Below are 19,670 nucleotides of genomic sequence, written 5' to 3' on the forward strand. Positions count from 1 at the left end.
TATTCTCTCCCTTTATAAATAATCTGCGTTCGGCAAGACTTTTTGAGATCGGGAAGAAAGAAGTCTCCACCACTCTTCCAGCGTCGGGTTCTCCGCCAGTTCCACAAACGTCACTTCAGCTCCGTCACGGCGCCATTGTTCGACAAGGCTCATGATTCTGACGGAGTCAAGACCTCTGTCCAGCAGGTCTTCATGATCCGGAATATCAGACGGTGATTCTTGAAGAATCGCCGCAATTTGTTCCCGCACCCGGTCTTTTGTCAATACGGCGGAAGTCTTCTCTGCTCCTTCAGAAACCGGCGCGCCGCCCAGCAGCTCCAGTACTTCGTTTGTCAAAGCCGTGTAAGCGCAGCGCTGAGACGCATATTCGATGGCCATCTTATGTTTTTCTGAAGAAAAATCAGCAACGGCGTCTCCGATAAAGAAGCTTTGGATATCATCCATAAATGCTTCACAGGCTGTGACGAGACAGCCGATGTGTGCATAAATTCCCGTAATCATGAGCTGGTCTCTGCCGCTTTCACGCATGATGTCAAGGAGATTCGTCCGTTTAAACGCGCTGTATCTCCACTTTGTGAGGACAATGTCCTGATCATCCGGGGCAAGCTCCGGAATGACCTTTTCTTCATAAGGCCCGCTTTTTAGCCCCGGCCCCCAAAAATCCGTCAGCAGCGCGCGGTCCGCCGGGTCTTGGCTGCCCGGCTGCGCGGTATACACCACCGGAATGCCGAGTGCTTTGCATTGCTCTTTTATTTTTTTGATATTCTGAGCCGCCTCCGTGATCGGAGCCTCACCTTTCGCAAAAGCATCGACGAAATAATTCTGCATGTCATGGATCAGAAGCACCGCGCGTTTCGGATTCAGCGTCCACGATACTTTATTTTCAGGCATATCTGACGCTGTCGGCAGCGCATATGCGGGAATAGACGGTATAGCCAATGTAAACACTTCCTTTTTTTAAGATTGTTTGATTTCAGCCGGCTTTACTTTTTGGGCGATCGTTTCGCGAAGATCCTTTTTACTGACCTTGCCGACGCCGGTTTTCGGGAAAGAAGCGATAAATTCAATCCGGTCGGGGATTTTATATGCCGCCAATCCGCGCTCACGTAAAAATGCTTTCAGCTCTCCCGGTTTCGGCGCTTCTCCTTTCGGGATGACGAACACACAGGATCTCTCCCCGAGAAAATCATCCGGCATTGAAACCATGGCCGCATCATGAACGGCAGGATGCGCAAGAAGGTGATTTTCCACCTCCTCAGCGGCTATTTTTTCACCGCCCCGATTGATTTGATCTTTCGCACGTCCTTCGACGATGATATAGCCGTCCGCCGTCAGTTTGACGATATCGCCGGTCTGATAAAATCCATCGGCTGTGAATGATCTTTCATTATGTTCAGGCGCTTTATAATATCCGCGAATCGTGTAAGGGCCGCGTGTAAACAAATGTCCCGCTTCACCGGGGGCGACATCCCGCCCGTCATCGTCTAAAACCCTGACCTCATCAAAAGGTGACATCGGTCTGCCTTGCGTATTGACAATGATCTCTTCAGGATCATCCAGTCTCGTATAATTCACCAATCCTTCCGCCATTCCGAAAACCTGCTGAAGGGTGCATCCGAAAGCGCTCTTCACGCGGCGGGCCGCCTCAGCGCTGAATTTGGCGCCTCCCACCTGCAGCACTTGAAGGCTTGATAAATCATCACTTCGCGAACCGGATGCGTCCATCCACACCATCGCAAGCGGCGGGACGAGCGCTGTAATTGTGACACGTTCTTTTTCAATTAACGGGAAGCAGTCATCCGGACTCGGCGTCGGTGACAGAACAACCCGGCCCCCGGCATATAAAGTTCCCAGCACACCTGGCGAGCTGAGCGGATAATTATGCGCTGTCGGCAGAGCGGCCAAATAAACGCTGTGATGATCCAAGCCGCATATTTCCGCGCTGATGCGCAAACTGTATATGTAATCGTCGTGTGTTCGCGGAATCAGCTTGGACAGCCCCGTACTGCCTCCTGAAAGCTGTAAAAAGGCGACTTCCGCCGGGCTTATATCTTCCAGCTGAACCGGCTCTCTATGCAGGCTGCTCAGTTCTTGAAACTCTTCAGCTTCGCCGGCCACAATGACATGCGCCAAATCCGGAAGTTTGTCTTTCACCTGTCTGGCCAGCGCTCTGTAATCAAAACCTGAATGCATATCAGGAATGATGTATGCTTTCGCCTCTGCAAACTCGCAGAAATACGTAATCTCACTGCTTCTATGGGAAGGCAGTGCGAAAACGGGCAGTGCTCCGAGCCGGAACAGCGCGAAAATCACTTCAAAAAACTCAGCGATATTCGGCAGCTGAACGACAACGCGGTCTTCCTTTTGAATTCCGAGCTTATGCAGTCCCGCCGCTAAACGATCGGCCCTTTCATCTAATTCTTTGTAGCTCCAATGTACATCTTTACACGTCACGGCAGTTTGATTTCCGTATAAAGCCGCGCACTCTTTCAGCATTCCTCCGAACGTCTCACCCTTCCAGCAGCCGTCTTTTCGGTATTTGTCAGCCCATTCTTCCGGCCATGGCGTAAATCCAGTCAGCACGATCCGTTCCCTCCTTTTTTACAACTCATCTTGGTAAAGCCCCATCGCCCGGAGCATGGTGCGGAATTTCGCCGATGTTTCGTCCAGTTCATCCTGCGGCTTTGATCCGGCGACAATCCCGGCACCCGCAAAGAGCCGAAGAGACCTTGTTTCCGCTTCGGCGCAGCGGAGTGCGATAATCCATTCTCCGTCACCTTCAGCATCACACCAGCCCGCCATTCCCGTGTAGAAATTGCGGTCAAACGGCTCAATATCCTGAATCGCTTCTCTCGCCGCATCCGTCGGCGTTCCGCATACCGCGGGTGTCGGATGCAGGGCGATGGCCAGCTCAAGTGATGTCGTTGACGGATCACGCAGCTCTCCCTTTACCTCGGTGGACAGGTGCCACATCGCCTCAGTTTTAATGAGTGACGGTTTTTCCGGCACATCAAGCACACGGCAGAACGGTTTTAGGGCGGCGGCCACGGCGGCCACGACTACGGCATGTTCATGCAGATCTTTTGCTGATTGCAGCAGTTCTTCCGCTCTTCTCTGATCCTCGGCGGGATCTGTGCTGCGAGGTCTGGAACCTGCCAGCGGATTGGACAGAATTGATGTTCCGTTTTTGGACAGCAGCAGTTCAGGACTTGCGCCGAAAAGCGTTTTTCTTGTTTCTGACGTTCCCGTCACATCCGCAGCGAATGTATAGCCGCGCGGGTTGTGCTGCGCCAAATGCTTGACGGCCTGAGGAATGTCGATATCCTTTTCAGCGGTCAGATGAAGCGTCCTTGACAGCACGATTTTGCTGAGCGGACCGTCCGTAATGTTGAATACGCCTTGTTCCACACCGCTCATAAAGCCCTCAGGCTCCGGAACGGGACAGATGTCATATGTATTGGATTGCGGCTTTTCTGCGGAAGATACCGCAAACGAAAGCGGGCCTGCCGTATGGACATTCTTCGGTACAAAAAGCCGGGAAGCTTTTCTGCTGTCAAAAGGAATGGCGCCGGCCGCAATCGGATGTTTGATGCCGGCTTGCTTTGCCTCAAGAAGCGTCTGTCTCACGCGTTCAGGCAGTGAATCCAGCTGATTTTCCGCGTCTGTATCAGGCACTTCCGCAAACATTCCTTCCGCAAGCATCGTACTTTTCGGGGAAGCTAAAAAGAACGCCCCGGGCTTGTAAGCGTCCAGCACCTCTTTTGCTGACACTTCCGCCAATAAATGTTGATTTGTCATGTTTGTCCCTCCTTCTCGTTAAATCAAACGCCTAAAGTAGCGCCGCCATCAACGCATAAATCATGCATCGTAATATGGTTTGCCTGTTCAGAAGCCAGAAACAAAACGGCATTTGCAATATCAGAAGGCTTCGCCAGCTTTTGAAGCGGAATTCCCGTTTTATATGTATCAAGCGAACCTCTGATGACGTCCCGGGCTCCGTTCTCGTCCTGCCACAGCGCCCGCTGCATGTCGGTTTCCGTTGAACCCGGAGATACGATGTTGCAGCGGATATGATGGGCCGCAAGCTCCAGTCCGAGGCATTTCGTAAACATGACGGCAGCCGCTTTTGACGCCGCATAAGCCGCCATGGAAGCACGCGGAACGCCGGCTGCATTCGAACCGACCGTAACGATGGCGCCTTTTTGACGCTCAATCATGTACCGGCTTACAGCCCGCGATACATGAAAAACGCCGGTCGTATTAACAGAAAATGTTTGATCCCAATCTTCATCACTGAGGGATTGCACCGGACCCGGCCGCAGCACGCCCGCAACGTTCGCCAATATTTCAATAGGCCCCATGTCGCGTTCAACGGCGGCGATGATATCATTGACAGCCGCACTGTCAGATACATCTGCGGCAAACCCCTGCGCCTGCACTTCTTTTTTCCGAAGTCTGTCAGTAAGCCCGAGAAGCAGGTCTTCATTTGTATCTATAGCTGCCACATTTACGCCTTGTTCAGCAAGGGCAAGCGCTGTTGCTTCTCCGATGCCTTGAGCGGCGCCGGTGACAACGGCCGTTTTCCCTTTCATTCCCAATGCGTCCATATTATCATTCCCTTTCTATATTGATAATGATTATCATTATCAATTATGATTCAAGACAATCATATCCAAATCAAAACACGCAGTCAATTAGAAAATTAGAATCAGCTGCATTTAGTTCGAAGGGCCTGTTTTTTCTCATGCGGGAGAATACGGGGTATGCGGCCCTCCCGGATTCAGGCAGAAACGCAGGGCTCTGCTGATTAAAACGGGCAGGACAGAAATATGGCCTTCTCCTTCAAACTCGCTGTATTCAGCACGGACTCCTTCATCTTCAAACCCGGATAATAAAGAGTACAGCGCCTCTGCGTGCTGCGGGATTCTGCTTTTATGTGTTTTTTCAATTTCTCCCGCAGCCAGCAATACGCTGACTTGAAGATTTTCCGCAGAGAGCCGGTCTGACAAACGTTCCGCTTTTTCCTGAATAAAACGCTTGTTCCAGTGAATTGACGGACTCCCGGCAACATAGGTCTGAAACATGTCCGGCCTCGTCAAAAGCACTTGCAGCACAAAAAGACCGCCCAGCGAATGGCCGAAAATCGTCTGCCTGCCTCTGTCGATCGGATAATCCCGCTCCATCGCGGGCTTTACTTCATCTTCTATAAAACTCAGAAACGCTTCCGCCCCTCCCTGTTCGGGCCATGCCGCGCCGCGCGGATGCACCGGCAGTTCTGATTCAGAAAGCGGCATCGTAAAATCACTGTGACGTTCGGCGGAAAACGGCTGATCTGTCGGGTAGCCGATTCCGACAATCACCGCCGGAACAACGCCTGTTTTTTCAGGCCGTCGGCTTTGCACCCGCAAAGCTTCGGCCATTGTGCCGAATACGGAATTCGCATCGAGCAGGTATATGACGGGGAAGCCGGATGCAGGCGGTTCTTCCTGAGGAAAAGAGACAAAGATACGATACGTACGGCCTCCTTTTGAGCGCATTCCTCTTACTTCTGTGCCCGGAACCGCGTATCGGCCGGCCGGCGCGAAACCCCGCTTTATTTGTTTTCCGTCCATTATGTGTTCATCCCCTTTGCGGCAATTGCTTTATTTATGCTTATTGATAATGATTTTCAATATCAAAAGACACCTCAAATAATAGGTTTTTTGCCAAACAAAGTCAATGGATTTTTGATATAAAAAAAGCACCTTATTTCAATAAGGTACCTAAGAACTATATAGTGATAGGAGGCTTAATCCCATGTAAAGCGCTCATTCTTCCATGGATCTCCCCTCATATGGTAGCCGTTTTTCTCCCAAAAGCCGGGGTGGTTTTCCTTTGTAAACTGAATGCCGCGCAGCCATTTTGCGCTTTTCCAAAAATAAAGATGGGGGAAAACGCCTCTTAGCGGATAGCCGTGCTCTGGCGTTAACGGCTCGCCGTTATGCGCATATGCCAGCAGGGATGTTTCCCGCGTAAAATCAGAAAGCGGCAGGTTGGCCGTCCAGCCCTCTTCAGCGTGCAGAATGACGAATCCCGCTTCTTTGTGCACGCCCGCTTTCTCAGCGATGTCTTTGGCGCGTATTCCCTGCCAGATATTATCAAGACGGGACCAGCCCGTGACGCAATGAATATCATTTTTCACTTCGGCTTCAGGAAAGGCTTTGATATCTTCAAAGCTTAACAGCATAGGACGGTCAACAAGCCCGTACACTTGCAGATTCCATTTTGACATATCTTCATAATAAGGAACATTTCCGGCGTGAAGCACGGGAAACTTCGTTGTGACATTTTGGTTTGGCGGAATCCGTTCCGACTGTTTTGTTTGTTTCGTTTTCCCGAAAAACATATGGCTCCCTCCATTTAGTAAACCTGCATTAAATCTTTGTTGACAATCAATCACCCTTCGATTACGCTAATCTGGTACAAGTGTAAGGGGGAAAAACAAATGAAACAACGCAACCTTCGCGCGGGCGATATGGCGCTTACCGGCATGTTTGCCGCACTGATGGCCGTCGGCGCCAACATTACATCAATGGCTCCTTTTTTGCAAGTTGCGGGAATTCCGTTATCGCTGCAGCCTTTTTTTTGTCTGTTAGCCGCGATGCTTCTCGGCGCCAGACGGGCAGCCATTGCAATGACGGTATACGCATTGGCCGGACTCGCGGGGGCGCCTGTTTTCGCCCAATTCTCAGCAGGCTTTGCGCCGTTTATCGGAAAGAGCGGCGGATTTATTCTCGCTTACATTCCGGCGGCATTTGCAGCCGGATGGCTGCTGGAAAAAACAAAAAAACCCGGCCGCCTGCATTATGCATGGGCCTCTTTGATCGGTACCGCCGTCATTTATATCATTGGCACGACCTATACGTATATTGCGCTAAAATTATGGCTTCATGCTCCGATCAGCTACGGAATGGCCTGGTTTTACATGATATGGTTTTTCATAAAAGATATCGTTTTAGCACTGTTATTGGCATCAATCGCGCCTGCCGTTTACAGGTCTATTCATAAAGCGACGGGGTTCAACAGAAATCCGGCGTAAGATGTCTCAGCATACAAAAAGGCTCCCCTTACCGGGAGCCTTTTTTTACAGAACAAGCGCGGCAATCCAGCCGAATATCACAAGCGGAATGTTATAGAAAATAAATGTCGGTACGCACGTATCCCATATGTGGTGGTGCTGTCCGTCGGCGCTGAGGCCTGACGTCGGCCCGAGCGTACTGTCACTTGCAGGAGAACCCGCATCACCGACCGCGGCGGCCGCTCCGATTACGGCGATCGTCGCCATCGGGCTGAATCCGAGCTGAGCGCACAGCGGGACAAATATGGTCGTAATGACGGGTACGGTTGCAAATGATGATCCGATTCCCATCGTGATTAATAAACCGACCACCAGCATCAGGAGCGCGCCTAATGATTGACTGTGACCGATAAAGCCTGTTGATGCTTTGACCAAGGAAGCCACATCGCCCGTTTTGTTCAATACATTTGAAAAACCGGCCGCAACAAGCATGACAAACCCGATAAAAGCCATCAGAATCATGCCGTCCGTGATCAGCTTATCCGCTTCATTGCGCTTCATGACTCCGCTGATAAACAGCGTAAACAAACCGGCAAGCGCGCCCATGATCATACCTTCCACTCCGAGCACTTGTGACAGATAGAGCTGAACGGCAAGCGACACGGCAATGGAGATCAGGGCGATGGCAATGCTTTTTTTCGTATAAGGAGAAGACGACAGTCCGGCAATCTCCTTCGTCTCATATTTCTTCGGTTTCCGGAAGACGATGACGGATAAAATTAATCCGACTACCATCCCGGCCGTCGGGATGATTAAAGCATACGGAATATCACTGAGCGGGACCTTTAAACCGGCTGACGCCATATTATCTCTCAGCATCCCTTGGAAAATCTGTCCGAATCCGACAGGCAGAACGATATACGGCGCAGTCAGTCCGAATGTCATCACACACGCGATCAGTCTGCGGTCTATTTCAAGTTCGTTAAATATTTTTAAAAGCGGCGGAATCAATACAGGAATAAACGCAATGTGAACGGGCACCACGTTTTGCGAGAAACAGGATATGATTAAAATAATCAGTACGATTAACACTTTTGACAGTGCTTTTTTCCGCGAATCTTCCTTTTTTCCGATTAGTTTGACAGACGCTTCCACCATTGCATCGGGAAGCCCCGTCTTTGTCAGTGCCGCGGCAAATGCTCCGAGCAGCGCGTAGCTGACCGCGACGGTGGCATTTCCGCCGAGACCGTCCGTAAAAGCCTTCACCGTCTCTCCGAGGCCTAAGCCGCCGGTCAGCCCGCCGGCAAGCGCGCCGATCATTAAAGCTATAATAATATTGACACGCAGCAGGCTTAAGACGAGCATAAGCAATACTGCGACAACAACAGCATTCATTGATGAGTCCCTCCAAAAATCCTTTAGTTTGCTAATGTAGTAGATAATTAAAGTTAACATACATTCTGCGCTTTAGTCAACTAAAGATTTTGGAAATCAAAAAACCCGCTGCATCAAGGCAGCGGGATGCTGTTATCTTTCGGGCGTAAACCGCTCAGTCAAAACAGCCAACGTCCTTGCCATGACGCCTGTTGCGCCGGCAGGGCCGAAGCATGTCGCTTTATTCGCCGTCGCGGTTCCCGCAATATCGAGATGAACCCACGGCGTGTTTTCCGCGAATTCACCAAGGAATGCCCCCGCCATAATCGCGTGGCCTTCTCTTCCCGGAGAATTGTTCAAATCAGCCATCTGACTGTTTCTCACCCGTTTTTTATCCTTTTCTGTAATCGGAAGCTGCCAGATCGGCTCGCCGGATTCTTTCGCCGATTCCGCCACTTGTTCATAAAACGCGGCGTGATTGGTCATGGCGCCCGTCATTTCGTTCCCTAAGGCGACAATGACACCGCCCGTTAACGTTGCGACGTCTACAAGGACAGAGGCTCCGTGCTGCTTGGCGTATGTGATGCCGTCAGCAAGCACGAGACGCCCTTCCGCATCGGTGTTCAGGATCTCAATGGTTTTTCCGCTGAGCGAGACGATGACGTCATCAGGCTTCATAGCATCGGACGAAATCATGTTGTCCGTAGACGGTATGACGGCGAGCACGTTTTGTTCAGGCCGGAGTTCGCCGATAATTTCCATTGCGCCCAATACCGAGGCGGCCCCTCCCATATCGCTTTTCATGCCGACGATGCCGGTTTTCGGCTTTATTGAATATCCGCCCGTATCAAAGGTAATTCCTTTACCGACCAGGCCGATGACGTCTTCCCACTGATCTTTGCCCTGATACTTCAGAACGATCATTTTCGGCGGTTCGGATGAGCCTTTGTTAACGGCAAGCAGCCCGCCCATGCCGAGCTCTTCCATTTCATCTTTTTCTAAAATTTCACACTCGAAATCGTATTTTGCCGCAAGCTCAGCGGCATATGACGCCAAATCAGTGGCCGTCAGCATATTACCCGGCATATTCACAAGCGTGCGGGCTGAATTCGTCCCTTGGCCGTATGCCGCGCCGACGTTCAGGCCGGCCTGCACTTCCCTCAGGTCTTCTTCGGTCACGGCGCAGACTGATTTCAGTTCCTGATCCGGCTCATTCGATTTATGTTTATAATCCTGCACTTCGTAAACCGCAAGCAGACAGCTTTCTGAAAGCGCATGAGCGGCATCGGCGGCAGGCACTTCCCCGGAGACGAATGTATCGAGCAACACGGATACTTCCTGTTTTTTATCTTGATGAATCTGCTGAAATACTCGTGCAAAGCATTCTTTCGTATCTTCAAACGAATAATCCGCTTCTCTTCCCAGGCCGATAAAATAAATACGTTTCATACCGGTCGCAGCCGGAGGGTATACTTTTGATACACGATTGCGTTTGGCGGACACATCACCATCCTTTAACAGCTGGGTCAGATGACCGTCCAATTTATCATCCAATTCCTTCGTAAATCCGTTCAGCGTGCTTTTTTGAAAAAGACCGATGACCAGTGTTTCGGGATGCCGCAGTTGATCAGATGCATAAAACATGAGTAAACACTCCTTATGTGGGTATTTGTTATGTAAAGTGGTATAATGAAAAAACATTTTTCATTGATTTTATTTTACCAAACTAAGGGCGTTTTCTGCAGTTTTTCGATACGATCGGAATCAGCAGATACAGAAAGGATGTCGCATATGGATGTACTTATGAATTTTCCTTTACTGGCGAGTTTTGCCGCCATTATTTTTGCCCAAGTTGTAAAAGTGCCTATTCAATTTATCGTATCCAAAAAACTTGACTGGTCTCTTGTGACGAGCACCGGCGGCATGCCGAGCTCCCATTCCGCCGCCGTCACCGCGCTGTCAACCGGAATCGCTTTGGAACAGGGACTGGACTCGCCCCTGTTTGCAGTCGCCGCGATTTTCGCCGTCATTACGATGTTCGACGCTACAGGTGTCAGGCGGCATGCGGGTGAACAGGCGACGGTCATTAATAAACTGGTCATCGACTTTAATCGGTTTGTCAGCGAAGCGAAGGACTTTCAGAAAGCGGAAGAGAAGGAAAAACTGAAGAAACTGAAAGAACTGCTCGGCCATCAGCCGATTGAAGTATTCTTCGGCGGCGTCACCGGTATTGTGCTGACATTGATTTTAGATTATTTCTTTATGTAAAAAACGCTTCAGCGGACGCTGAAGCGTTTTTATTCTTTTACCGTTTTGTATTGATTTCTGAACACTTGCAGCGACTTGGTTTCGTTCAGCTTTACAAGTTCGTCCTCGGTCACTGTGCCGTTCCCTTTTTTAATCATGTAGACCTCAAGTGTTTTTTTGCCCCAATTGTTATAGACGTCCTTGACGGTGTCAAAGTAGAGGTCAAGGCGGCTGCCTTTAATTTTTGAGCCGGTATCGGCGACAACCCCGTAACCGTAATTCGGTATAAACAGAATCGTCCCGATCGGGAAAACAGACGGATCGGCCGCAACAGTTGAATATAAATCTCGTTTGACCTTCACGCCTGAATATGTAATTCCGTACTGCGGATGCCCGGGAGATTTTCCGGTAGATTCCGCTCCGGCGGTATAACCGGTGGCCGTCACCTTTTGTGACGGATAGCGTTCCCAGTCAAAAGCTTCTTCCAGCGGCTTTACCCTGCCTGATGCCTTCTTTTCCGGCTGATTCTGTAAGGATTGAAACGGAGTGCCGATGTTTTTCAAAACGGCGCCGCGATGTTCCGTCATCCAATTTGTCAGATCCTTTGCTTCAACACCGGTTATGGAAAAGTATGTCGCATGGCATGCGCCCAAAAAGAGCACGATCATGAATACACGTCTGATTATCGTCAATCTGAAATCACTCTCCTCCGAGTCATTGTTCCCAACTCGGTGAGGTGCTATACAAAAAGCGCCGCGACACAAAAAAAGCTTTCTTGAATAAGAAAGCGGCTTAAAACATTTGATATCCTCTTTTTCTGAGCGCCTTTATGGAAATGCCTGACATGATGGCTCCCGCCAGTCCGCCCGCCAAAATCACGACATCCGCAACCGCTAATGACATGATGCGCTGAAACAGGCTTTGAAAGGATTCCCCCGGCGCCTGCACGTAACTGATCATCTTTTTATTGCTGATAATGAAAAGGCATACAATCGGATAGACAACAGCCATAATCCACGACATTCTAAGCAGCATGTTCAACAGAAAGCCTATGCCGAAAAACAGTACAAAAAATAGTACGATTGAGATCAGGACAACCGGCAAACTAATCACAAACATCCACCCCCTACAGCACTTTCAGTGTACCTCGGGGGCGGTAAAAAAGTCAACGTCTGGAAAAATCAGCGTCTCTCTTTGCCGCTTCCCTGGCAGGAGGGACATGTTTCGGAGCCGCCAAGAAGCAATTGAAAATACCCTTTACCTGAGCAGAACGGACACGCCGCCGTGCTTTTTGCTGTCGTTTTCATGCGGACCACCCTTTTTCTTAATTTTCTGATAATATATCATATTTACTTGTCAAGCAACAAGTCAGAATATGTAACATAACAACTCATGTAAGCGGAAACATTCTTTTTTTTCTTTTACATGCTTTTTATAGCGCTCTTTTTTAAAAGAAGAGAAAACCCGCGGCTGCGGGTTTTCAGAAGAATTTAAACTTCCCTTTTTTCAGCGTCAGGCCCAGCCCGCCGATCATAAAGAGCGAGCGGTTATCAATGACCTTTTTCATAAAGGACGCCGGCGTGCCTTTAAGCTTCCTGCCGTATACGACTCCGACAGCGTTATGCTCACCGAGGGAGGCGACCGTTCCTTTAATGTCAGGCTTGAACTCTTCAAGCTGGCCTCCTTTTATCAAACCGCCCAGATTTTTGGCGACCGTTTCTCCTTGCTGCATCGCGATCTGAGCAGTCGGCGGGTACGGCCGTTCCGTCTCTTCATTGATAAAGAGCGAGCTGTCGCCGAGAATAAAAACGTCATCATGTCCCGGCGCCCGAAGATCAGGGTTGACCTTGACACGGCCGCGCATATTTTCAAAACCCGCTTCCTCCACGATCGGATGTCCGCGCACACCCGCGGCCCAGACAACGGTCTGCGATTTGATTTCTTCCGGCTCTTCATCTTTCTTGCCGACTGTGACACCGTCTGCGCGGCATTCTTGAACCGCGGTGCCGATTTTAAATTCAACGCCTTTGCTCTCAAGGTATTGAACGGCGTAATCGACAAGCTCCGGATCAAATCCCGGCAAAACCGTCGGGGCGGCCTCGACACAGACGATCCGGACGAGACTTTCATCTATATCATAATATCTGCATAACTCCGGCTTGCGGTTCGCAAGTTCACCGAGAAATTCAATTCCCGTAAAGCCCGCTCCGCCGACAACGATGGTTAAGCGGTCAGGGCGTTTTTCAGCCTCCGTATTGTATGTCGCAAATTGGAGCTCAATATGGTCTTTCAGCTGGCGCGACGTATTAATATTCGCGATCGGAAAAGCGAATTCTTTTAAGCCTTTAATCCCGAATGTTTCAGGGACGGCGCCAAGCCCGATGACAAGATAATCATAAGGGATGTCCCCTTGTGAAAGCGTCACCTTTTTATTTTGCACATCTATCGCTTTTACGGTATCCTGCACAAATTTGACCCGTGATTCATTGATTACATCTTTTATTTGATATCTGCAGCGGTCATGATGCAGCGTTCCTGCGCTCGCTTCATGCATCCATGTCGTTTCATAATGATAATTGTGTTTATTGACCAAAGTAATGTCAGCGTCATTTGCCCCGATATGCTTCGGAAGCCTTGTTACTGTCATTAATCCACCATAACCTGCACCTAAAACCACGATTTTGGGTTTATTCAATGCCATCACATCCACCTTCTTTTTTTTGCTGTTAGACGCATAATCAAATCAACATTTGTATTAGCTTCAGCTTATTGGCGGGATTTTATGAAATGAAATATAAAATTTTTTAGAAAACCGCACATGTCTGCATATCACCATACTATCCGGAAGAATCAGAAAACATTCAGGAAAAAACAGATTGGAATTTGTCCCCATCTTAGCGGCGGCCGCAATTTTTTTCAAGAATGAAGCGGCCGGGCGGTTTTCGGCACTCGTCATCCTTTTAAATTGTATGTTATAATTAATAACAATTTTCAATTAGGAGGCAATTTGGTATGCAAGAGGATTCAAAGGTTTATGATATTACGGTCATCGGCGGCGGCCCGGTCGGCCTGTTTACCGCTTTTTACGGGGGAATGAGACAGGCGAGCGTCAAAATCATCGAGAGCCTGCCTCAGCTTGGCGGCCAGCTCAGCGCGCTGTACCCTGAAAAATATATTTATGATGTAGCCGGATTCCCGAAAATCCGCGCCCAAGAACTTGTGAACAACTTAAAAGAGCAAATGGCAAAGTTCGATCAGACTATCTGCTTAGAGCAGGCCGTTGAATCTGTTGAAAAACAGGCGGACGGTGTGTTTAAGCTTGTCACGAATTCAGAAACGCATTATTCAAAAACGGTTATTATTACAGCGGGAAACGGCGCATTTAAGCCGAGAAAGCTTGAGCTGGAATCAGCGGAACAATATGAGGGCAAAAACCTGCACTACTTCATTGACGACCTCAATCAATTCGCAGGCAGACGCGTTGCCGTTCTGGGCGGCGGCGATTCCGCGGTGGACTGGGCGCTCATGCTTGAGCCGATCGCGAAAGAAGTCAGCATCATCCACCGCCGTGATAAATTCCGCGCGCATGAGCACAGTGTCGAAAACCTGCATAATTCTAAAGTCAACGTGCTGACACCGTTTGTTCCCGCTGAACTTGTCGGTGAAGACCGGATCGAACAGCTCGTTCTCGAAGAAGTGAAAGGCGACCGTAAAGAAATCATTGAAATTGATGACTTGATCGTAAACTACGGCTTTGTTTCTTCTCTCGGCCCGATTAAAAACTGGGGCCTTGAAATCGAGAAAAATTCCATCGTCGTCAAAAGCACAATGGAAACGAATATCGAAGGCTTCTTTGCCGCCGGAGATATCTGCACATATGAAGGCAAGGTCAAGCTGATCGCCAGCGGTTTCGGCGAAGCTCCGACAGCCGTGAACAACGCGAAGGCTTACATGGACCCGAAAGCGCGCGTCCAGCCTCTGCATTCTACAAGCATGTTTGAAAAATAATAAAAAAGAGTCTGTGTCATACCGGCACAGACTCTTTTTTATTTAAACATCCAAATATAATTCATGACGGTTCCGACAACAAGCGCAATGACAAGCGCCGACACGACCCAAATCGTGCCTAAAATAATCCGGTCCTGAATTTTCTGGGCTTTCGGGCTGTGCCCGGGCTGTTTTTGTTCCACACCGGCCCCTCCCTTCTTCTGCAAATCTATCTATCGTAACAAATGTCTTACAACACCCAATACTACTATGATAACCAAACTGCAAATGGATGACAAGCTGACCGCATATGAGGCGGCATGAAATCATTTGACATTCCTGACAAAACAAAGTACATTATAAAAAGACGAACATTTTAATTTTATTTAATTCTATCATTCGCTTTTAGGGGTGTTATATATGGAAAATGTATTTGATTATGAAGATATTCAGCTGATTCCTGCAAAATGCATTGTTGAAAGCCGATCTGAATGTGATACATCAGTTACGTTGGGCGGACACACGTTTAAACTTCCGGTCGTACCGGCCAACATGCAGACGATTATAGATGAAAACATCGCGGCCTGGCTCGCGGAAAACGGGTATTTTTATATCATGCACCGCTTCGAGCCGGAAAAACGCCTGGCTTTTGTCCGGGATATGAAAGCGCGCGGACTGATTTCTTCCATCAGTGTCGGCGTGAAGGAAAATGATTATGAATTCATCCGGGAGCTGAAAGCACAGGAGCTGGTGCCGGATTATATTACCATTGATATCGCGCACGGCCATTCCAATGCCGTGATCAGCATGATTCAATTTATTAAAGAACATGTCCCGGAAAGCTTTGTCATCGCAGGGAATGTCGGGACGCCTGAAGCTGTAAGGGAGCTGGAACGCGCGGGCGCTGACGCGACAAAAGTGGGAATCGGCCCCGGGAAAGTCTGCATCACCAAAATTAAAACCGGCTTCGGAACCGGCGGGTGGCAATTAGCCGCGCTTCGCTGGTGCGCAAAAGCGGCGAGCAAACCGATCATTGCTGACGGCGGCATCCGCACGCACGGCGATATCGCGAAATCCATCCGATTCGGCGCATCCATGGTCATGATCGGATCATTATTCGCCGGCCACGAAGAATCACCGGGACAAACGATCGAAATCGATGGAAAGCTGTACAAAGAATATTTCGGCTCCGCTTCCGAATTTCAAAAAGGCGAAAAGAAAAACGTCGAAGGCAAAAAAATGCATGTCGAACATAAAGGGTCTTTACAGGACACGCTGATTGAAATGGAGCAGGATCTGCAATCTTCCATCTCTTACGCCGGCGGCAATACACTCGAAGCCATCCGCAATGTCGACTACGTGATCGTAAAAAACTCTATTTTCAACGGCGACAGATTTTAACACGCAGCAGAGCCGCTCGAAGATAAAAAAAAATGACATTCAATATGAATGTCATTTTTTTATTAAATACCGAAATAAAGAGCCGCACTGGCTAATAGATTAATCACAAAAATAAACAAAAAGATGTAACGAATGAATTTATTTTGCACCGGAGCAAATATAAAGAGATATAGTCCTGCCACCCCAAAAGTAAGAACAGGAAACAGCCACTCAAAGGATAAAGAAATGATATAACCGATAATCATAACAATCGGCACACCGATTAATGATAATTTACTTCTCATATGATTTCTGCCCCTTTTACTTAAAAATTGGTGTGATGTAAGCTTCAATAATGGCAGCGGCGATCAGCAGACAAATAATAAGCAGCACCAATATTCCAATATGCCTGAACATTGAAGCGATTATCTTTTTTTCCTTAGAAAAACTCAGCCTGATGACCAATTCAACGCCCTTAAAACCAATGGCGCCACTTAATAATAACGCAGGAACTTCAAATATACCATGAGGAATTAGCAGTAAAAAAATCTGATAAAAAGGAACCCCGCTATGTAGATTTTCTATAATAGAGCCGCTTAAAATAAACCCGTTGGTGAATAAATAAAAGATTGAGGTCAACCCAAAGGTAAAAAAACCCGCGGCTAAAAACAGACAAGCTATTGCATTATTTTTCAGCAGTTCAACCGCGCCTGACGAGCCGTTGTAAGACGCTGATGAAACAAAGTGATCGGAAAAAAACGCAGCGATCACACCCCCTGAAAAAAACAGCAATGACGCGGTTAACGGAATGGCGGACGTCCTGATTGCCGGCAACAGGCGGTTCATCATGTATAGATACTCTCAGCCAATTCTTCAATCTCTTCTAATGAATGCTCGGATGACTGATACTCCGCCGCAAAAACGCCTTCATGTATAATACCGATCGTATCGCACAGCGAATGCGCCAGCTCCAGCAGGTGAGTCGATAACAGGACCGTATTTCCCTGCTTGACGTACTCCTTTAATAACGTCCGTATCGTTTTACCGCTGATTAAATCAATGCCCGTCAGCGGCTCGTCAAGAATTAATATCTTTGGCTGATGAATGAGCGCGGCCGCAATTGATAATTTTTGTTTCATTCCGTGTGAATATGTTTTAATCAGCTGATTTCCGTCTTGAGCAAGCTTCAGCGTCTCTAACATATTCTTTATATAATCATTTGTCCGCTGAGACGGCACTTGAAACATCTCCGCTGTAAAACGCAAGTATTCGACTCCCGTTAAATAATCATATAAAAAAGCATGGTCGGGCACAAAACCGATATCAGCCGATAGTTGCCCCCCCTCTTCTGAATCCAGTTCCTTGCCGTCAATCATGACGCGGCCTGAAGTCGGTTTAAGCAGGCCCGAAATGATTTTCAAAGTCGTTGTTTTCCCGACTCCATTAGTCCCCAGCAAAGCATAGATTGAGCCTTTTTTCACCTCAAACGAAATATCTTTCAACACCTGTTTTTCACTATAGTTTTTTTGTATATTCACTAATTTAATCATTGTTCGCAAACCTTTCCGCCATATTGATTCTGCGAAGAAACAGAAACATGACTCCATAGTTTAATAGTGTGAACAGGACAAAAATACCTGATGCAGAATGAATAAGCATCGTTTCAAGTTCCGGCTTTTTATAGATAAAATACGATGTGATCGCAGCGATTTGAAGCGACACAATGAAAATGAAAGAACTGTATAAGTTGTTATACGTCTTTGCTTTCCCCGCTTCTCCAATTTCGTACAGATGCTCCCAGTTTTTCTTAGGATACAGGGCGGTGCTTGAAATCTGGACAAGACTGTATAAAAAACCCGAACATAAAAACACAATAAACAAGTAAATCGTCAGCGCCGCGGAAGACGGAAAAAACACCGTAATCAAAATGGTGATGATGAACGAATAGATAAGAGCGGCGAGATTATAAATACATACTTTCGGAAACACCAGCTGCCACGCATGTTTGATATTCCGGTGAAACAAATGCTGATTTTTTATTTCCCCGTCTACTGATAATACTGTTTTGAGCGCATCTCCGACGAGCTGATACGAAAAGTTCGCAATGATAACCGCCGCAGACACGATGGCGGCTGCCGAATACCCGATAAAGTGATGCGATAAAAGCGGAATACAAAAACCTAAAAACAGCATGAACAAATACAGCATACTGCCGAAATTCCTGATAAAAAACCCGTCAATTCTCGATAAGAACAGGAGGTCCTTTTGAAAAACGGCATGAAATATTTTGTTATTTCTATATAATTTCAGCTTTGGCGCAAAATCTGCGTTTGTCAAAAACATATAAGGAATAAGGTCCATTTTCTTCAGGGTGGCCGACCACAGTTTAAACATTCCCGCCGTTAAAAGGACGCCGGCCGCAAACACCGCAGCGAAAACGAGCACGGAATGTGAGCGGAATGCTAACCATACATACGGCGTATTCATGAGGATGTTCCGGAAAGCCGGTGACTCCGTAAAGCTTGAAATATCCTTTGCGGTATACTCCCCAAACACGAGAAGATAAACGGCATACCCGACTGCAAGCGGAACCAGCAGGCTGACGCTGAATAAAATGCCTTTCATGATTTTCAAGTAAAACAATTTGCTCCATATATTTGTAAGAAGATAAACAACATAAGAAAACAGCATAGATAAAAATAAATTGAGAAGAAAATAAACGAAGCCCAAGAAAAATACGATGATCGCCGCAGACCCGGTCATGCCTGCGCTCGATAAAAACAAAAAGACCGGAAAAACAAAAAGATACCATACGAAAATGGTTTTTTTGATCGCCTGGCCGGCAAAAACAGAAAACAGCTGTAAAAAACGAACCTTTTTTAATTGATGAATAACCTTGCGCGTATCCAGCAGAAAGGCATTGTGATGTTCTTTAAAGAAGCCGGCAGCCCAAAAAAGCTGCTCAAGTGAAACGGCGATTAAAACAAATTGCCCCCATGCGCTGAGGGGCAGCTGAATCAGTTTTGTCCCGAATACAACACCGCATCCCAGGAAAACGAGATATAAACATAACAGAGAAATAATAATGGCAGACAGCAGTTTGCTGTTGAGTTGAGGAATGCCCCAATCTTCCTTTCTTTTTCGAAACGATGACAGGGTATTATATTTGATAAGAGCCGCAATTTGTTTGACTATCATACTTTCAATCCTTACATATGTATTTGGGAGAGAGGCTCTTTTTGCAGCTTGTACAAAAAGAGCAATTATTTATTGATCGATTTTACCAAGCAGCTGCGTATTTTTTGCCGTATTTCTTAATCATTGTTTTTGCTGTTGCAACGATTGCATAAGAAATCGCGCCTGCGCCTGTAACGATACCGATAAGAGAAATGATAGAAGCAATTGTTGATGCCGCATCAATAATATCAATTGCTTTTTTAGCTGCTGCTGTAGAGATGCCGAGAGTAGAAGCTAATTCAGCATTGGCTGAGAATGCATGAGCCGCCGCCACGTTTAATTCAGTTCCCGTTAATAATAGTGCATAAACCAATGTTGCTGCAGCAAGAGCCGCGCCAAACAAAATGAAAGACTTTTTATTAGATTTTACTAAGTTCATCATAACATC

At 47.7% G+C, this 19,670-nt stretch carries 22 protein-coding genes; 4 read left to right on the forward strand and 18 right to left on the reverse strand.

What is annotated here, in order from left to right; all coding sequences use genetic code 11:
- Positions 1-12 precede the first annotated feature (12 nt).
- The 6 genes from NYE38_RS15670 to NYE38_RS15695 all read right to left on the reverse strand — a co-directional run bounded on the left by NYE38_RS15670 (position 13) and on the right by NYE38_RS15695 (position 6,385).
- Positions 13-939, reverse strand: a complete 927-nt coding sequence (locus tag NYE38_RS15670) for an isochorismatase (RefSeq protein ID WP_017419433.1) — start codon at positions 937-939, stop codon at positions 13-15.
- Positions 940-957: 18 nt separating this feature from the next.
- Positions 958-2,583 (reverse strand): (2,3-dihydroxybenzoyl)adenylate synthase, encoded by a 1,626-nt coding sequence (locus NYE38_RS15675; RefSeq protein ID WP_017419434.1) that lies wholly within the window; start codon positions 2,581-2,583, stop codon positions 958-960.
- A gap of 18 nt (positions 2,584-2,601) precedes the next feature.
- A complete protein-coding gene (gene dhbC / locus NYE38_RS15680) occupies positions 2,602-3,798 on the reverse strand; it encodes an isochorismate synthase DhbC (RefSeq protein ID WP_021495377.1) in 1,197 nt (398 codons plus the stop codon).
- 23 nt (positions 3,799-3,821) lie between these two features.
- Positions 3,822-4,607 carry a 2,3-dihydro-2,3-dihydroxybenzoate dehydrogenase gene (locus NYE38_RS15685; RefSeq protein ID WP_025650209.1) on the reverse strand — a complete coding sequence of 262 codons (786 nt, stop codon included), beginning with the start codon at positions 4,605-4,607 and terminating at the stop codon, positions 3,822-3,824.
- A 135-nt stretch (positions 4,608-4,742) separates the two neighbouring features.
- Positions 4,743-5,612: an alpha/beta hydrolase gene (locus NYE38_RS15690; RefSeq protein ID WP_022553720.1), complete on the reverse strand. Its 870-nt coding sequence runs from the start codon at positions 5,610-5,612 to the stop codon at positions 4,743-4,745.
- A gap of 176 nt (positions 5,613-5,788) precedes the next feature.
- Positions 5,789-6,385, reverse strand: a complete 597-nt coding sequence (locus NYE38_RS15695; protein ID WP_012118333.1) for a sulfite oxidase-like oxidoreductase — start codon at positions 6,383-6,385, stop codon at positions 5,789-5,791.
- A gap of 99 nt (positions 6,386-6,484) precedes the next feature.
- Between NYE38_RS15695 and NYE38_RS15700 the strand changes: the two genes are divergently transcribed.
- The gene (locus tag NYE38_RS15700; protein ID WP_202331807.1) at positions 6,485-7,078 is read left to right on the forward strand and encodes a biotin transporter BioY; all 594 of its coding nucleotides are present in this window, start codon (positions 6,485-6,487) and stop codon (positions 7,076-7,078) included.
- Between the two features lie 45 nt (positions 7,079-7,123).
- Here NYE38_RS15700 and NYE38_RS15705 read toward each other — a convergent pair whose 3' ends face one another.
- Complete coding sequence (locus NYE38_RS15705; RefSeq protein ID WP_025650207.1) at positions 7,124-8,452, reverse strand: Na+/H+ antiporter NhaC family protein; 1,329 nt, start codon at positions 8,450-8,452, stop codon at positions 7,124-7,126.
- A 132-nt stretch (positions 8,453-8,584) separates the two neighbouring features.
- The gene (locus NYE38_RS15710) at positions 8,585-10,075 is read right to left on the reverse strand and encodes a leucyl aminopeptidase (protein ID WP_003151992.1); all 1,491 of its coding nucleotides are present in this window, start codon (positions 10,073-10,075) and stop codon (positions 8,585-8,587) included.
- A 147-nt stretch (positions 10,076-10,222) separates the two neighbouring features.
- Between NYE38_RS15710 and NYE38_RS15715 the strand changes: the two genes are divergently transcribed.
- Complete coding sequence (locus NYE38_RS15715) at positions 10,223-10,699, forward strand: divergent PAP2 family protein (protein ID WP_289394871.1); 477 nt, start codon at positions 10,223-10,225, stop codon at positions 10,697-10,699.
- Positions 10,700-10,728: 29 nt separating this feature from the next.
- On the opposite strand, the gene NYE38_RS15720 is transcribed toward NYE38_RS15715, so the two are convergent.
- The 4 genes from NYE38_RS15720 to NYE38_RS15735 all read right to left on the reverse strand — a co-directional run bounded on the left by NYE38_RS15720 (position 10,729) and on the right by NYE38_RS15735 (position 13,379).
- Positions 10,729-11,370 carry a 3D domain-containing protein gene (locus NYE38_RS15720; RefSeq protein ID WP_017419440.1) on the reverse strand — a complete coding sequence of 214 codons (642 nt, stop codon included), beginning with the start codon at positions 11,368-11,370 and terminating at the stop codon, positions 10,729-10,731.
- Between the two features lie 100 nt (positions 11,371-11,470).
- The gene (locus tag NYE38_RS15725) at positions 11,471-11,791 is read right to left on the reverse strand and encodes a YuiB family protein (protein ID WP_025650206.1); all 321 of its coding nucleotides are present in this window, start codon (positions 11,789-11,791) and stop codon (positions 11,471-11,473) included.
- Positions 11,792-11,859: 68 nt separating this feature from the next.
- Entirely contained in the window at positions 11,860-11,985 is a 126-nt protein-coding gene (locus tag NYE38_RS15730) for a YuiA family protein (protein WP_007408708.1), read from the reverse strand.
- Between the two features lie 173 nt (positions 11,986-12,158).
- On the reverse strand, positions 12,159-13,379 hold the full coding sequence (locus NYE38_RS15735; protein WP_012118337.1) for an NAD(P)/FAD-dependent oxidoreductase: 1,221 nt from the start codon (positions 13,377-13,379) through the stop codon (positions 12,159-12,161).
- Positions 13,380-13,690: 311 nt separating this feature from the next.
- Here NYE38_RS15735 and yumC point away from each other — a divergent pair, with 311 nt between their 5' ends.
- The gene (gene yumC / locus NYE38_RS15740; RefSeq protein ID WP_007613496.1) at positions 13,691-14,686 is read left to right on the forward strand and encodes a ferredoxin--NADP reductase 2; all 996 of its coding nucleotides are present in this window, start codon (positions 13,691-13,693) and stop codon (positions 14,684-14,686) included.
- A 38-nt stretch (positions 14,687-14,724) separates the two neighbouring features.
- Here yumC and NYE38_RS15745 read toward each other — a convergent pair whose 3' ends face one another.
- Positions 14,725-14,868, reverse strand: a complete 144-nt coding sequence (locus NYE38_RS15745; RefSeq protein WP_003151982.1) for a hypothetical protein — start codon at positions 14,866-14,868, stop codon at positions 14,725-14,727.
- 217 nt (positions 14,869-15,085) lie between these two features.
- Between NYE38_RS15745 and guaC the strand changes: the two genes are divergently transcribed.
- Positions 15,086-16,066 carry a GMP reductase gene (guaC, locus tag NYE38_RS15750; protein WP_017419444.1) on the forward strand — a complete coding sequence of 327 codons (981 nt, stop codon included), beginning with the start codon at positions 15,086-15,088 and terminating at the stop codon, positions 16,064-16,066.
- Positions 16,067-16,128: 62 nt separating this feature from the next.
- On the opposite strand, the gene NYE38_RS15755 is transcribed toward guaC, so the two are convergent.
- From NYE38_RS15755 to NYE38_RS15775, 5 genes are all read right to left on the reverse strand, one after another.
- Positions 16,129-16,350, reverse strand: coding sequence for a DUF5970 family protein (locus NYE38_RS15755; protein WP_003151978.1), 222 nt, complete (start codon positions 16,348-16,350; stop codon positions 16,129-16,131).
- Positions 16,351-16,366: 16 nt separating this feature from the next.
- Positions 16,367-16,894 (reverse strand): stage II sporulation protein M, encoded by a 528-nt coding sequence (locus NYE38_RS15760; RefSeq protein ID WP_017419445.1) that lies wholly within the window; start codon positions 16,892-16,894, stop codon positions 16,367-16,369.
- Positions 16,891-17,595 carry an ABC transporter ATP-binding protein gene (locus NYE38_RS15765; RefSeq protein WP_017419446.1) on the reverse strand — a complete coding sequence of 235 codons (705 nt, stop codon included), beginning with the start codon at positions 17,593-17,595 and terminating at the stop codon, positions 16,891-16,893. The genes NYE38_RS15760 and NYE38_RS15765 overlap by 4 nt, the downstream gene beginning before the upstream one ends.
- Positions 17,588-19,243: a hypothetical protein gene (locus tag NYE38_RS15770; protein WP_340802062.1), complete on the reverse strand. Its 1,656-nt coding sequence runs from the start codon at positions 19,241-19,243 to the stop codon at positions 17,588-17,590. Before NYE38_RS15770 ends, NYE38_RS15765 begins: the two co-directional genes overlap by 8 nt.
- Positions 19,244-19,325: 82 nt before the next feature.
- Complete coding sequence (locus NYE38_RS15775; protein ID WP_003151973.1) at positions 19,326-19,661, reverse strand: uberolysin/carnocyclin family circular bacteriocin; 336 nt, start codon at positions 19,659-19,661, stop codon at positions 19,326-19,328.
- Positions 19,662-19,670: the final 9 nt, after the last annotated feature.

It is taken from the genome of Bacillus sp. EU63 (assembly GCF_038592915.1).
Lineage (GTDB): Bacteria > Bacillota > Bacilli > Bacillales > Bacillaceae > Bacillus > Bacillus velezensis.

Excerpts from the sequence above, each read along its gene's own strand:
- dhbC (WP_021495377.1), bottom strand. The coding sequence starts at position 3,798 with ATGACAAATCAACATTTATTGGCGGAAGTGTCAGCAAAAGAGGTGCTG.
- NYE38_RS15685 (WP_025650209.1), bottom strand. The coding sequence starts at position 4,607 with ATGGACGCATTGGGAATGAAAGGGAAAACGGCCGTTGTCACCGGCGCC.
- NYE38_RS15690 (WP_022553720.1), bottom strand. The coding sequence starts at position 5,612 with ATGGACGGAAAACAAATAAAGCGGGGTTTCGCGCCGGCCGGCCGATAC.
- NYE38_RS15695 (WP_012118333.1), bottom strand. The coding sequence starts at position 6,385 with ATGTTTTTCGGGAAAACGAAACAAACAAAACAGTCGGAACGGATTCCG.
- NYE38_RS15700 (WP_202331807.1), top strand. The coding sequence starts at position 6,485 with ATGAAACAACGCAACCTTCGCGCGGGCGATATGGCGCTTACCGGCATG.
- NYE38_RS15705 (WP_025650207.1), bottom strand. The coding sequence starts at position 8,452 with ATGAATGCTGTTGTTGTCGCAGTATTGCTTATGCTCGTCTTAAGCCTG.
- NYE38_RS15710 (WP_003151992.1), bottom strand. The coding sequence starts at position 10,075 with ATGTTTTATGCATCTGATCAACTGCGGCATCCCGAAACACTGGTCATC.
- NYE38_RS15715 (WP_289394871.1), top strand. The coding sequence starts at position 10,223 with ATGGATGTACTTATGAATTTTCCTTTACTGGCGAGTTTTGCCGCCATT.
- NYE38_RS15730 (WP_007408708.1), bottom strand. The coding sequence starts at position 11,985 with ATGAAAACGACAGCAAAAAGCACGGCGGCGTGTCCGTTCTGCTCAGGT.
- NYE38_RS15735 (WP_012118337.1), bottom strand. The coding sequence starts at position 13,379 with ATGGCATTGAATAAACCCAAAATCGTGGTTTTAGGTGCAGGTTATGGT.
- yumC (WP_007613496.1), top strand. The coding sequence starts at position 13,691 with ATGCAAGAGGATTCAAAGGTTTATGATATTACGGTCATCGGCGGCGGC.
- guaC (WP_017419444.1), top strand. The coding sequence starts at position 15,086 with ATGGAAAATGTATTTGATTATGAAGATATTCAGCTGATTCCTGCAAAA.
- NYE38_RS15755 (WP_003151978.1), bottom strand. The coding sequence starts at position 16,350 with ATGAGAAGTAAATTATCATTAATCGGTGTGCCGATTGTTATGATTATC.
- NYE38_RS15760 (WP_017419445.1), bottom strand. The coding sequence starts at position 16,894 with ATGATGAACCGCCTGTTGCCGGCAATCAGGACGTCCGCCATTCCGTTA.
- NYE38_RS15765 (WP_017419446.1), bottom strand. The coding sequence starts at position 17,595 with ATGATTAAATTAGTGAATATACAAAAAAACTATAGTGAAAAACAGGTG.
- NYE38_RS15770 (WP_340802062.1), bottom strand. The coding sequence starts at position 19,243 with ATGATAGTCAAACAAATTGCGGCTCTTATCAAATATAATACCCTGTCA.
- NYE38_RS15775 (WP_003151973.1), bottom strand. The coding sequence starts at position 19,661 with ATGAACTTAGTAAAATCTAATAAAAAGTCTTTCATTTTGTTTGGCGCG.